This window comes from Streptomyces sp. S.PB5 (genome assembly GCF_030403745.1).
In the GTDB taxonomy this organism is placed as follows: domain Bacteria; phylum Actinomycetota; class Actinomycetes; order Streptomycetales; family Streptomycetaceae; genus Streptomyces.
The window spans coordinates 48,849-61,566 of the sequence record NZ_JAQMWP010000025.1; the positions used below are offsets into that span (position 1 = coordinate 48,849).

At 71.2% G+C, this 12,718-nt stretch carries 6 protein-coding genes; all 6 read right to left on the reverse strand.

The genetic code is table 11. The features are described from left to right. Position 1 precedes the first annotated feature (1 nt). The 6 genes from PH203_RS42725 to PH203_RS42750 all read right to left on the reverse strand — a co-directional run bounded on the left by PH203_RS42725 (position 2) and on the right by PH203_RS42750 (position 12,059). Positions 2 to 7,783, reverse strand: a complete 7,782-nt coding sequence (locus PH203_RS42725) for a non-ribosomal peptide synthetase (RefSeq protein WP_289927530.1) — start codon at positions 7,781 to 7,783, stop codon at positions 2 to 4. A 40-nt stretch (positions 7,784 to 7,823) separates the two neighbouring features. Continuing rightward, on the reverse strand, positions 7,824 to 9,011 hold the full coding sequence (locus PH203_RS42730) for an NAD(P)/FAD-dependent oxidoreductase (protein ID WP_289927531.1): 1,188 nt from the start codon (positions 9,009 to 9,011) through the stop codon (positions 7,824 to 7,826). 39 nt (positions 9,012 to 9,050) lie between these two features. Then, on the reverse strand, positions 9,051 to 9,290 hold the full coding sequence (locus PH203_RS42735; RefSeq protein ID WP_289927532.1) for a phosphopantetheine-binding protein: 240 nt from the start codon (positions 9,288 to 9,290) through the stop codon (positions 9,051 to 9,053). 13 nt (positions 9,291 to 9,303) lie between these two features. Next, positions 9,304 to 10,884 carry an amino acid adenylation domain-containing protein gene (locus PH203_RS42740; protein ID WP_289927533.1) on the reverse strand — a complete coding sequence of 527 codons (1,581 nt, stop codon included), beginning with the start codon at positions 10,882 to 10,884 and terminating at the stop codon, positions 9,304 to 9,306. A gap of 178 nt (positions 10,885 to 11,062) precedes the next feature. Then, a complete protein-coding gene (locus tag PH203_RS42745) occupies positions 11,063 to 11,806 on the reverse strand; it encodes an LmbU family transcriptional regulator (RefSeq protein ID WP_289927534.1) in 744 nt (247 codons plus the stop codon). 37 nt (positions 11,807 to 11,843) lie between these two features. Next, positions 11,844 to 12,059, reverse strand: a complete 216-nt coding sequence (locus PH203_RS42750; RefSeq protein ID WP_289927535.1) for an MbtH family protein — start codon at positions 12,057 to 12,059, stop codon at positions 11,844 to 11,846. Positions 12,060 to 12,718 lie beyond the last annotated feature (659 nt).

The following is a 12,718-nucleotide window of genomic DNA, read 5'->3' on the forward strand; positions in this document are numbered from 1 at the left end:
CCTACACGTTCATCGGGCGCAGCTGGGGGCGCCGGGGGCGGTTCGACGTGGCCTGCTTCTCGATGTGAACCGCCAGTTGGGCGACGGTCGGGCTGCGGAACACCGTGGTGACCTTGACGTCGACGTCGAGTTCGTTGCGGATGCGGCCGATCAGCCGGGTGGCCAGCAGCGAGTGGCCGCCGAGGTCGAAGAAGTCGACGTCGATGCCGACCTCGTCGAGGCCGAGCAGATCGGCGTACAGCCGGCACAGGACTTCCTCGGTGCGGTTGCGCGGCCCGCGTCCGGTGGCGGCCTCGGCGCGGTCCGGTGCGGGCAGCGCATTGCGGTCGAGCTTTCCGCTCGGGGTCATGGGGAACTCCGCCAGCGGCACGATCGCCGAGGGGACCATGTACTCCGGCAGGTGCTCCCTGGCCAGGTCGGTGAGGGCCGTGAGGTCCAGCGCGGCCGGGGCCTTGCCGGATCCGGGCACCACGTAGGCGACGAGGCGCTGGTCTCCGGCGCGGTCCTCGCGGACCAGGGCCACCGCGCTGTCGACGTCCTGGTGCGCGGTCAGCGTCTGCTCGATCTCGCCGAGCTCGATGCGGAAGCCGCGGATCTTCACCTGGAAGTCGGAGCGGCCGATGTACTCGACCTGGCCGTCCTGGTTCCACCGCACGACGTCGCCAGTGCGGTACATACGGGTCCCCGGCTCCCCGAAGGGGCAGGCGACGAAGCGGTTGGCGCTCAGTCCGGTCTGTCCGAGGTAGCCCCGGGCGAGGCCGGTGCCGGCGAGGTACAGCTCGCCGGTGACGCCGGGCGGGACCGGGCGCAGGGCCGCGTCCAGGACGTAGACCTGGGTGTTCCAGACCGGTGCGCCGATGGGCACCCGGTCCGCGCCCGGGACGTGCTGGTGGGCGGTGACCTCGACGGACGCCTCGGTGGGGCCGTAGAGGTTGTGCACCCCGCAGCCGGGGAGCACCTCGACGGCCTTGTTGGCCAGGGCGGGCGGGAAGGCCTCGCCGGCGACCTCGATCCAGCGCAGGCCGGTGCACTCCCGGGCCGTGGGCTCGGCGAGGAACACCTCCAGCAGGGAGGGCACGAAGTCCGCGCCGGTCACCTGCTCGCGCCGGATCAGGTCGGCGAGGTAGCCGGGGTCGCGGCGCCCGTCGGGGCGGGCGACGACTACGGCGGCGCCGACCTGGAGGGCGGCGAAGATCTCCGGCACGGACACGTCGAAGCTGGCGGTCGTGCTCAGGAGTATCCGGTCCTCGGCACTCACGTCGAAGTGGGCGAGTCCCCACTTCAGCCGGTTCATGATGGCCCGGTGGGCCACCTGCACGCCCTTGGGCCTTCCGGTGGAGCCGGAGGTGAAGATGACGTACGCGGCGTGGTCCGGCGACAGGGCGCGCTCGGGGTTGGTCTCCGGGTACCCGGAGACGTCCGGGAGACCGGCGTCGAGCACCAGCAGCGGCGAGGCGCTGTCCAGGACGAGCCGTACCCGGTCCTCGGGCAGTTCGGTGTCGATCGGCACGTAGGCGGCGCCAGACTTGGCCACCGCGTAGATCGCGACCATCAGGTCGACGGAGCGCGGGATCTTCACCGCGACCAGCTGCTCGGGGCCCGCGCCCTGTTCGACCAGCCAGTGCGCCAGCTGGTTGGCGCGCCGGTTGAACTCGGCGTAGGTCAGCCGCTCCTGCTCGCCGATCACGGCCGGCCGGTCGGGGGTCCGCTCCGCCTGGGCCTCGAACGCGCCCGGCAGGGTGTCCGGGGCGACGGGCTGTGCCGTGTCGTTGATCCGCCGCACGAGCCAGTCCCGCTCGTCCTCGGCCAGCACCTCCATGGCGCCGACGAGGGTCTTCGGGTCCTCCAGCACCTGGTCCAGGACCCGGACGAGCCGGGCGGCGATCACCTCGGCCGCGTCGCGGTCGAAGAGGGTGGTCTGGTAGTCGAGGGAGAGCCGCAGGTAGGGGTCGGAGGAGTTGAGGGTGAGCGGGTAGTGCGAGCCGGCGAACGGCCGGATGGCGTCGATGGTGAAGCCCGCCGAGTCGTTGGCCTCGACGATGCCCTCGCGGTCGATCGGGTAGTTCTCGAAGACCACGATGGTGTCGAACAGGGCGGGCAGTCCGACTCCGCGCTGGATGTCGGCCAGGCCGTAGTAGTGGTGGTCCAGCAGGGAGATCTGCCGGTCCTGGAGGTCGGTGATGACGTCCGCCACGCTGTCGTTCGCGCGGCAGCGCACCCTGGTCGGCAGGGTGTTGATGAACAGGCCGACCATCTCGTCGGAGCCGACGAGGTCGGCCGGGCGGCCGTTGACGGCGGCGCCGAACACCACGTCGTGCTGTCCGGTGAGCTTGGAGAGCAGTACCGCCCACGCGCCCTGGAGGAGCGTGTTGAGGGTGACGCCGAGTTCCGCGGCGCGGCGGGCGAGTTCGCGGCCCTTGTCGATCGACAGCGGAACCTCGACGCGGCCGAGGCGGGAGGCCTCGCCCTTCTCGGTGAGGCCGGCGGCCAGGAGGGTCGGCTCGTCGAAGTCGGCGAGCTCGTCCTTCCAGCGCGCGGCGGAGGCGTCCCGGTCCTGCCTGGACAGCCAGCCCAGGTAGTCGCCGTAGCTGCGGACCGGGGCGAGTTCCTCGGTGCCGGCGTAGAGCCGGACCAGGTCCTTGATGACCAGCGGGGACGACCAGCCGTCGAACAGGGTGTGGTGCGCGGTGATGATGAGCTTCGCCTGCTGGGGCCCGCAGGTGAGCAGGGCCAGGCGGAACAGCGGCGGCCGGGCGGGGTCGAGCTGTTCGGCGCGGTCGTCGGCGAGGGCCTTGTCGACGGCCGCGTCCTGCTCGGCGGCGGGGACACCGGTGAGGTCGATGTGCCGCCAGGGCAGGGCGACCTGCTCGGCCACGACCTGGACGGGGTCGCCGTCGCCGGTGGCGAGGAACGCGGAGCGCAGGTTCGGGTAGCGCTCCAGGAGCGCCTGCCCGGCGGCCCGCATGCGGTCCGGGTCGACGTTGCCGGTCAGATGGAGCAGGAACTGCATGTGGTAGACGTCGAAGGTGCCGTCGGCGAGGGCGGCCTGGAACTGGATGCCGGACTGGCCCGGTCCCTGCGGCCACACCTGGACCAGTCGGCCGTAGCGCTCCTCCCACTCCTCGATCTCGCCCTGCTTCACCGTCACCAGCGGGGCGTCCGAGGGCGTGAGTCCGCCGGTCTCGGGGCGGGCGGCGTGCGCGGCCATGCCCTGCAGCACCTCGACCCACAGGTCGGCCAGTTCGGCGGTCCGCTCGCGGGTCAGGATTCCGGAGGCGAACATGAAGGCGGCCTGGAGGCGGGTGCCGTCGGGGGTGTCCGTGGCGACCGAGTTGACCTCCAGCGCGGACAGCGCGGGCAGGTCCGGGTCGGGCAGCGCGATCAGCTCGGCGGACCAGGACGCCGGTCCCCAGCCGTGCTCGCGCAGATGCTCGGGGACGTCGCTGTCGGAGATCCGCCCGAGGTAGTTGAACCCGATCTGCGGGACGGCGTGCTCGGCGAGCTGTTCGGCGGTCTCGGGGTTCAGCCAGCGCAGCAGGCCGTAGCCGAGGCCCTTGTCGGGGACGCCGCGCAGCTGCTCCTTGACCAGCTTGACGGCCTTTCCGGCCGCGGGGCCGCCCGCGAGGACGTCGGCGAGGTCCAGGCCCTGCACGTCGACCTTGGCCGGGTACATGCTGGTGAACCAGCCGACGGTGCGGGAGAGGTCGGCGCCGGGTACGGCGTCCTCCTCACGGCCGTGGCCCTCCAGACGGACCAGGGTGGAACCGTCCGTGCCGCGCCAGCGGTTGACCGCCAGGGCGAGCGCGGCGAGCAGTACGTCGGTGCCGGTGCCCTTGAACGCTGCGGGGAGCTTGGTGAGCACCGCCTCGGTGAGGTCGGCGGGCAGTTCCACGCGAACGGTCTCGACGGTGGACCACACGTCCTGCGCCGGGTCGAAGGCGCGGTCGCCCAGCGGGGGGTTGGACGACTCCAGGGTGTTCTGCCAGTACTCCAGTTCGGCTTCGCGCTCGTCGGAGAACGCCTGGTCCTCCAGGGCGGCCGCCCAGCGGCGGGCCGAGGTGCCGACCGCGGGCAGTTCGGGCGTCTTGCCGGAGCTGACCTGCTGCCAGGCCTCGGCGAGGTCCGACATGAGGATCCGCCAGGAGACGCCGTCCACCACCAGGTGGTGCAGGACGACAAGCAGTCGGCCCTCGCCCGAGGCGGCGGTGAACCAGACGAAGTCCGCCATGGTCCCGGCCTCGGGGTCCAGGCGCCCGACGGCGGCGTCGAGTTCGGCCTTCGCCGCTTCGAGCGCGGCCGGCTCGTCCCAGCGGCCGTCGCTGTCGACCCGGTGGATCAGGTCGGCCGCGCGGACCGCGCCCTGGTCGCGGACGACGAGGGAGAGCTCGTCGTCGCGGACCAGCCGGGCACGCAGGAGGTCGTGCCGGTCGAGGACCGCGTCCAGGGTCGCGGCCAGGCCGGACTCGTCGATGCCGGTGGGCAGTTCGAGCACCATCGACATGGCGAATCGGTTCGTCCCGCCGCCGTGCTCGAAGACGTGCCGTGCCACCGGCTGGAGCGCCAGCGGGCCGACGCCGCCGGTCTCGTCCTCGGCGAGGGCGGGCACCCGGTCGCGGCGGTCGGCGGCCACCTCGGCGAGGCGGGCCGCGGTGCGGCACTCGAAGATCTCCCGGGTGGTGAGCTCCAGGCCCTTGGCCCGGGTCCGCGCCACCACCTGGATCGACCGGAGGCTGTCGCCGCCCACCGCGAAGAAGTCGTCGTCGATGCCGACCCGGTCGACACCGAGGACGTCCGCGTAGGCGGCGGTGATGATCTTCTCGGCCTCGGTGCGGGGCTCCCGGTAGGCCTCGCCGAGGAACTCCGGCTCGGGCAGCGCCGAGCGGTCCAGCTTGCCGGTCGGTCCGAGCGGCAGCCGGCCCATCGCCACGAAGGCCGAGGGCACCATGTAGTCGGGCAGCCGGGCGGCGACGAACTTGCGCAGCTCGGCGGCGGAGGCGCCGGACTGGACGTCCACGTCGCCGATGCCTCCGGCGCCGTCGTCACCGACGGCCCCTTCTCCGGTGTGTACGACGTAGGCGACGAGCTGTTTGCCGCCCGCGGGCACCTCGCGGCTGATGACGACGGCCTCGCTGATGCCGGGGTGCAGCGTGATCGCCGCCTCGACCTCGGCCGTCTCGATGCGGAAGCCGCGGACCTTGACCTGGCCGTCGCCGCGGCCGACGCACTCCAGCTGTCCGTCCGCGTTCCAGCGGGCGAGGTCGCCGGTGCGGTACATCCGCTCGCCCGCCGGGCCGAAGGGGCTCGCGACATAGCGCTCGGCGGTCAGGCCCGGGCGGCCGTGGTAGCCGCGGCCCAGGCAGGTGCCGACCACGTAGAGCTCCCCGATCACGCCCTGCGGCACCGGGGCGAGGCCCGGGCCGAGGACGTAGGCGCGCATGTTGCCCAGCGGGGTGCCGATGGGGGCGACGTCTCCGTCGGCCCAGTCGTCGGAGGGCGCGAGGGAGAAGGTGGTGGCGTAGAAGCTCTCGCTCTGGCCGTAGGAGTTGACGATCTGCGCGTCGGGCAGGGCCTCGCGCAGCTGGCGCACCAGGCGGCCCGGGAGGACGTCGCCCGCGAGGACGACCGTGCGCACGTCGGTCGCCTTGTCCAGGTGGCCGACGAGTTCGCCGAGGACCGAGGGGACGCCGCTGATGACGTGGCCGTCCCAGCTGTCGCGCTCGGCGAGGGCGAGCGCGTTCTCCACGACCTCGGCCGTGCCGCCGGTGGTGAGGGTGGTGAGGAGCTCGAAGACGGAGACGTCGAAGTTGACGGAGGTGCCGGCCAGCATGCGCCAGGCGGGCGGTGCGTCGAGAACACCGAGGACACCGACGAGCTCCCGCACCCCGTTGACGAGGTTGCGGTGGGTGATCGAGGCCCCCTTCGGCTTGCCCGTGGAGCCGGAGGTGTACATCACGTACGCGAGGTTGTCCGGGGCGAGCGGCGCGACGCGGCCAGCGTCGGACGGGGCTCCTTCGGGGGTCTCCCAGCCGGCGCGCTCGTCCAGGGCGACGACCGTGATGTCGTTCGCGGGCAGCTCCCGCCAGGTCTCGGTGTCGGTGACCGCGAAGCGCGGAGCGGCCTCGGAGAGCACGCTCTCGGCGCGCCCGCTGAGGTACTGCGGGTCCAACGGCACGTATCCGGCACCGGACTTGAGGATGCCGAGCAGGCCGACGACCAGGTCCTCGGTGCGCGGCAGGGCGAGGACCACCAGGTCCTCGGGGCCGGCGCCACGCCGGATCAGCTCCCAGGCGACGGCGTTCGCCCGGTCGTCGAGCTCGCGGTAGGTCAGCGTCCGGTCGCCGTGCACGAGCGCCGGGGCGTCGGGGGTCCTGGCGACCTGGCCTTCGAACAGCTCCGGGACCGTCAGCTCGGGCAGTTCGGCGGCGGTGTCGTTGAACTGCGTGAGCAGGCGCTCGCGTTCGGCCGTCTCCAGCACGTCGACGGCGTCGACCGTGCCCTCGGCGTCGGCCACGAGCCGGCCCAGCACCCGCACGAACCGCTGCGCGATGCTCTCGGCGGTGTCCCGGTCGAAGAGGCTGGTGACGTACTCAAGGCGGCACCGCGCCCCGCCCGAGTTGTCCGGGAGGAGGTCGAAGAACAGGTCGAACTTGGCCGTGTCGGTCTCCAGGCGCTCCACCTGGACGCCGAGGCCGGGAAGCTCCAGGTCCGGGACGGGCGGCTGCCAGGAGAGCATGACCTGGAAGAACGGGTTGTACGCGGTGGACCGGTCGGGGTTGAGCAGCTCCACCAGCCGCTCGAACGGCATGTCCTGGTTGTCGTAGGCGGCCAGCGACCGCTCGCGGACCTGCTGGAGCAGGCGGCGGAAGGTGGGGTTGCCGGAGAGGTCGACGCGCAGCACCCAGGTGTTGACGAAGAACCCGACGAGATCGCGCAGGTCCTCGTCGGTGCGGTCGGTGATCGGCGCGCCTATGGAGATGTCGTCCCCGCAGCCGAGATGGCGCAGGAGCACCGCCAGCGCCGAGTGCATGACCATGGAGACGGTGGTGTCCTCCTCCGTGGCCAGCCGCTCCACGGCCCGGAGCAGTCCGGGGTCGATCGTGAAGTCCACCCGGTCGCCCTCGGGGCTCATCACCCGGGGGCGCGGGCGGTCGGTCGGCAGGGCCAGCGGCTGCGGAAGGTCGGCCAGCGCATCGCGCCAGTAGGAGAGTTGGCGGGCCGACAGGCTCTCCGGGTCGGACTCGTCGCCGAGCAGGTCCAGCTGCCACAGGGTGTAGTCCGCGTACTGCACCGGGAGCGGCTCCCAGGCCGGGGCCGCTCCTTCGGCGCGGGCCGCGTAGGCCATGGTGAGATCCCGGAACAGCGGTCCGAAGGACTCGCCGTCCACGGCGATGTGGTGCGCGACGACCACGAGGGTGTGGTCGCGCGGTCCGCACCGCAGCAGCCGGGCGCGGATCGGCACATCGGCGGCCAGGTCGAAGGTCTGCTTGGCCACCGCGTCGACCGCCGCCGCCCGCTCCTGCTCGGCGACCTCGACGACCGGCAGGCCGATGGGCTGCTCACCGGAGTCGAGCACCCGCTGGTGCGGAACGCCGTCGTCGTTCTCGACGATCACCGTGCGCAGCGCCTCGTGGCGGTCGACGACATCGCGGAGCGCGGCCTCGACCGCGCCCACGTTCAGCTCACCGGTCAGCCGCAGGGCGAAAGCGCCGTTGTAGGTCGGCGAAGGGCCTTCGAAACGGTCGACGAACCACAGCCGACGCTGCGCGAACGACAACGGGATCATTGTGTCTCCAATATCGGCGAACCGGGGAGCAGGTCGGTCTTCAGCTCTGGTCGAGCAGGGTCAGGAGTTCTTCGTTGTAGAAGTCGTCGATGGAGATCGCCCCCGACAGCGTCGAGAAGTACCGGTCGATCTGGTCCTGGTGGCCGACCAGCTTCTGCAACATGTCGGCCCGCGCGTCGGGCTTGAGCTCGGCCACGTTGAGGGCGCCCTGGTAGTGGTTGAGGGCCTCGTTGCCGAGGTCGTTCTCGTAGCGCCTCAGAGCGCCCTTGAGCGCGGCGTCCTCGTGCAGCCGCTGCCCGATGTGGTCGGTGAGGGACTGGGCCTGGACGAAGGCCTCGGTGATGCCGCGGGCGGTGATGGAGTCCTTGTGGTTGACCGCGTCGCCGACCAGCGCCCAGCCGGGGCCGTAGGCCTTGCGGAAGAAGTTCTCCTGGTGGCCGGTGCCGTAGAGCTGCTCCACGCGCCGGCCGGACTGCATCCGCTCGTACAGCTCGGGGGCCGTGGTGCGGAAGGCTTCGAGGTAGTTGGGTTCGACCGCCTTGCGGACCTGGTTGTACTCGTCCTGCGGGAAGTAGGCCATCAGCAGGGTGAGATCGTCGTTGGTGGGGACGACACCGATCCAGCGGCCCGGGCGCGCGTACAGCTCGAAGTGGGCGGGGACGTCGGCCCAGTAGCTGTAGTAGGTGGTGGTCTGCCGCGGGTGCTCGATGACGTTCTGCGCGCCGACCTTGCGGGCCACCAGCGAGCGCATGCCGTCGGCGCCGACGACCAGACGGGCCCGCTCGGTGGTCTCGGTGCCGGCGGGCGTGGTGTACCGCACGCCGACGACCCGGTCGTCCTCGAAGAGCAGGTCCTTGACCGCGCAGCCCTGCTGGAACTCCACGCCGGCCGCGACGGCACCGTCCGCGAGGATCGGGTCCAGGACGTACCGGCGGGGGGCGTACGTGGTGCGCTCGCCGTCCATCGGCAGGGAGAAGCCGTCGATGCGGACGCCGGGTGCCTCGTAGCTCTGCCGGGTGATCGGCTGGGCGCCGGACCTGCGGATCGCGTCGAGCAGTCCCCAGCGCTTGAGCAGCGCCACGCCCTCCATGTGGAGGTAGTGCGAGGACAGGGTGTCGAGGGGGAATTTGGCTTTCTCCAGGAGCAGGACGCGGTAACCCTGCTGCGCGAATAGCATGGCCGTCGGCGAACCCGCGCAACGGGCACCTATGACAATGACGTCGTACATGGCGCCTCTCTTACCGATAGTTGTGTGACGCGCTGTGGATCAGCGGGCGGATTCGATGTATTCGGAGATCGACGCCACGGTCGAGTTGAGGAACATCTGGTCGATGGGGATCTCGACGCCCAGTTCCTCCATGTAGGCACCCTGGATCCTGACCATGATCAGAGACTGGCCGCCCAGGGCGAAGAAGTCGTCGTCGACGGAGATGTCGTCGCGCTGGAGTTCCCGGCACCAAATGGCCCGTACGCGGTCGGCGATCATCATGGTCCTCTCGGTTGTCATCCAGGTCTGCCGACTACGCCGCCGTGCCGCTGTTCGCGTACTGGTTCCGGCATGAATCGACCAGCGCCGCGCGGTCCACTTTTCCGTGCGGGCTCAGCGGAATGCGCGGAATGTTCAGGAACCTGGAAGGGACCATGTTCCGCGGCAGTGCCTTCGAAAGGCGGGTGCGTATGTCGTCGGCGGCGAGGTCCTCCCCCGCCGGGACGAGGAACGCGATCAGCTCGGCCTCGCCGGAGTCGTACGAGACCACCACGGCGGCCTCGCGGACGCCGTCCAGGCGGGCGAGGGCGCGCTCGATGTCGGTGGGGTCGATGCGCATGCCGCGCACCTTCACCTGGGAGTCGATCCGGCCGAGGACGACGAGGTCACCGGCGTCGTTCACCTGGCCGCGGTCGCCGGTGCGGTAGACCCTGACCGGCTCGCCGTCGACCTCGACGGTGGTGAACTTGGCGTTCTCGGGGCCGTTGTTGAGGTAGCCGGCGCCGACGCTGGAACCGGCGATGCAGATCTCGCCCTGCTCCCCCGGCGCGACACCGCGCAGCTGCTCGTCGAGGAGGTGGATGTCGGTGTTGTACGCCGGCCTGCCGACCGGCGGGATGTCGTGCACGTCGGCCCGGTAGCCCGCGAGGTCGTAGGAGGTCGCGACATCGGTGCACTCGGCGACGCCGTACTGGTGCAGCAGGGTGCAGTCGTTGCCCTCCTGCCCGGCCCACTCCGTGAGCCGTTCGACCTTGAGGGCCTCGCCGCCGAAGAGCACGTAGTCGAGCCGCGTGAGTGCGTCGCCGCCGCGCGCCTTCTCCCAGTCGATCAGCAGGTACAGCGTGCTGGACGCGCAGTGGATCACCCGGATCTCGCGCTCCTTGAGAATCCGGTACGCCATCATGGCGTCGAAGTTCCGGCTGGCGAGCAGGTGTTGGGTGGCGCCGCAGAACAGCGGGGTCATCAGGGCGCGCTGGGAGAGGTCGAAGCCGAAGGCGCTGACGACCAGGTTGTTGGAGCCGCTGTGCAGGCCGTACTCGAGCTTCAGCCAGTTCATCAGGTTGAACCAGCCCTCGTGCCGGACCGCGGTCAGCTTCGGGGTGCCGGTCGAGCCGGAGGTGAAGACGGCGTAGCAGATGTCGTCGCCGGTCACTTCGACGTCGGGTGCGGTCGCGGGGAGGGCCGTGAGTTCGTCGGCCCGTTCGTCGAGGTCGATGACGTCGACGCTCGCCGACTCGACCATGGGGGCCGTGGCCGGGGAGGCCACGATCAGGGCGAGGTCGGGGACCTGGCCGAGCAGCAGCTGGAGCCGCTCCGCCGGGTAGGCCGGGTCGAAGGGGACGTAGGCGGCGCCCGCCTTCAGGGTGCCGAGGATGGCGACCAGCATGTCGATCGAGTAGTCGAGACAGACGCCGACCTTCGCACCCCGGCCGTGTCCGCGCGCGTTCAGGAACTGCGCGAAACGATTCGCCTTCACGTCCAGTTCGGCGTACGTCACCTGCCGGCCGGCCCAGACGACGGCGACGGCGTCGGGGGCCGACTCGGCATGCCCCTCGAACTGCTTGTGGACGACGGGCGCCGAGGGCAGGGCAACCCGCTTTCCCTGAAGGATCATGAACTGACTCCGATGTGAAAGATGTCCGGTCGGACAGGGCCGTCGGCGCACCCCGGGGAAACGCGGGTCGGCCGGCGCGGTCGGGCGGTGACGCCTGTGCGTGGTGCGGTTCCGGGCGGTGCGGGTCCCGGCGGTACGTGGTGCGCGTTCAGGCAGTGCGCGTTCAGGCAGTGCGCGTTCAGGCGGTGCGCGTCTGGGCGCTGAGCCGGTCGGCGGTCTCGAGCAGCTGGGCCACCCACTTGTCCAGGGACAGCCCGTGCGCGGCGGCGGCCTTCGAGTAGTACTCCAGTTGACCGGGAGACAGCTCGATGGTGAGCGTGGTGACCTGCTGTTGGCGCTTGTCGGCCGCCGTCGACTCGGCGAGCCGGGGCACCTCCTGCTGGTCGTCGCCGCTCGGGGTGGTCTCGGTCTGGTCGCTCTGCACGGCGAGGCTGGCGCGCACCGCCCGGCGCAGTTCGTTGCGCGACCACTTCTGCTGCTCGGCCTTGCGCAGCCAGTAGTCCTGCTCCGGGGGCGAGAGCCGGGTCACCTCGGCGTGGTGGGCGAAGCTGAGGCTGTCGCGCCTGCGGTGGTGCTCGAACCGCCGGGCCACCCACGCGTAGTTGCGCAGGGTCTGGTAGTCGAGCCCGGTCCGCTCGATGGCCTCCTTGTAGCGGCGCCAGCCGTAGGTGGCCTCTCCGTAGAGCAGCCAGTCGGCGAGCCACCACGCCGAGGAGTTGACGAGCTCCCGCAGATTGCTGCCGATCTGTTCCCAGGAACGTTCCGGCAGGTTCTGCGGGAAGGTCATCCCCGACTTCTGCACCTTGGCCTGGGTGCCGACGAAGGACAGGACCATGTCGCGCTGCGCGGGCTCACCGCTGTTGCCTGCCGGATTCGCCTTGTTCCCGCTCGCGGTCCTCACAGCGCCCGTCACAGCGTTCATCTCCCAACTCAGAGTGGTTTTCCGGGTGTGGCGGAGATCAGCCGGCCGCCATGGCCTCACGCAGGCTCTTGGGACGCAGGTCGGTCCAGTTCTGCTCGACGTACTCCAGGCACTCGGCCCTGGACGCCTCGCCGAAGACCACCCGCCAGCCCGCGGGCACCTCGGCGAAGACCGGCCACAGGGAGTGCTGCTCCTCGTCGTTGATCACGACGTGGAAGCGGCCGTCCTCGTCATCGAAGGGGTTCGTGCTCAACTGGGCACCGTCCTAGATCGTCATGGAGTGACTCGGGATGAGGGGAGCCCGAGCCGGGTGCGGGAGCGCACCGGGCGCGGGTTCGTCGATCAGTCGTCCGCCCGGCACACAACGGGAGATCGGCTGCCCCGCGTTCCAGGGATGGGAACGTACGGCAGCCGATCGGCCCGTCCGCTGTCCGCTCCTGGCCTTCTGGGCCGGACCGCGGTCGTCGTACGGGCTTGGCTGCCCGCGTTGCCGGTAGCCGACTCAACGCACTGTAGCCAGGGCCCTTTTGAGACATGGTGGAGTTCCGCTCGGGCGGCGCGGAGCGGGCGCGTCCGTTGGGCGAAGGTGTGCGCCGGGGGCGCGTGACGGACCTTGGGCGCGGTCGGTGGTGAGAGGGGAAATCCGCAGGCGGCAGGGGATTCTCACCGTTTCGGGGCAGCGGGAGGATCATGTCGGGGGCGGCGGAACGGACTGCGAGTGCGGGTCGAGTCGGGCACTGGCGGCGCGGGTGCGGGGGTCGCGGCAGCCGCTTCCATCCGGACACGGAGCGCCCGGTTCCGGGGTGTGGCAGGGGTGGGCGGGGCCGTGCGGGACGAGCCGCGAGGCGACCGTGCGGGGGCCCACGGGGCGACCGTGCGGAGCCCGCGGGGCGCGGCCTCGGCGCCGATCAC

Excerpts from the sequence above, each read along its gene's own strand:
- PH203_RS42735 (WP_289927532.1), bottom strand. The coding sequence starts at position 9,290 with ATGACAACCGAGAGGACCATGATGATCGCCGACCGCGTACGGGCCATT.
- PH203_RS42745 (WP_289927534.1), bottom strand. The coding sequence starts at position 11,806 with ATGAACGCTGTGACGGGCGCTGTGAGGACCGCGAGCGGGAACAAGGCG.
- PH203_RS42740 (WP_289927533.1), bottom strand. The coding sequence starts at position 10,884 with ATGATCCTTCAGGGAAAGCGGGTTGCCCTGCCCTCGGCGCCCGTCGTC.
- PH203_RS42725 (WP_289927530.1), bottom strand. The coding sequence starts at position 7,783 with ATGATCCCGTTGTCGTTCGCGCAGCGTCGGCTGTGGTTCGTCGACCGT.
- PH203_RS42730 (WP_289927531.1), bottom strand. The coding sequence starts at position 9,011 with ATGTACGACGTCATTGTCATAGGTGCCCGTTGCGCGGGTTCGCCGACG.